This is a genomic window from Rhodanobacter ginsengiterrae, assembly GCF_050026815.1.
Taxonomy (GTDB): domain Bacteria; phylum Pseudomonadota; class Gammaproteobacteria; order Xanthomonadales; family Rhodanobacteraceae; genus Rhodanobacter; species Rhodanobacter ginsengiterrae.
This window is the reverse complement of record NZ_JALBWO010000009.1, coordinates 1-572: the sequence shown is the minus strand read 5'-3', so window position 1 is coordinate 572 and position 572 is coordinate 1. Positions and strand designations below refer to the sequence as shown.

The 572-nt window shown below is 72.9% G+C and carries 1 pseudogene; it reads left to right on the top strand.

Annotated features, from left to right (window positions below):
• A pseudogene (locus ACQGNJ_RS00040) lies at positions 1-572 on the top strand (hypothetical protein); the annotation flags it as partial.

Here is a 572-nt window from a genome sequence, read left to right as displayed (position 1 = left end):
GCGGTGGGCGGCGCTTATACCGATACCGACGGCACGGTCTACACCACCGAGGCGAGCGGGTTCGGCGCGACCGCGATCGGTGCGGGCGCGGGCGCCGACGGCGCCGACAGCACGGCGATCGGTTCGCTGGCATACGCCACCGGCCAGGGTGCATTCGCCGGCGGCAGCAATGCCGGGGCCGACGGCTACAACAGCGTGGCGCTGGGTGCGAACGCGCAGGCATCCGATCGCGGCAGCATCGCGATCGGTGGTGGTGACCCGGACCCGGCCAACAATTACCTGGCCACCGAGGCGCAGGGCGAGGGCGCGATCGCGCTCGGCTCGATCGCGGCGGCCGAAGGTCGTGGCGCGATGGCCATGGGCTACCAGGCGGCGGGCATCGGTGACAATGCCACCGCCGTCGGCAACGGCGCCTTTGCCATTGGCGCCGGCGCCACCTCGGTGGGTGGTGCGGCGTATACCGGTGCCGACTCCGCCACCGCCGTGGGCAACAACGCGGTGGCCCAGGGAACCAGCTCGACCGCGGTTGGCGCGGACAGCTCGGCCGCCGGCGCCTATGCCATCGCGATGGG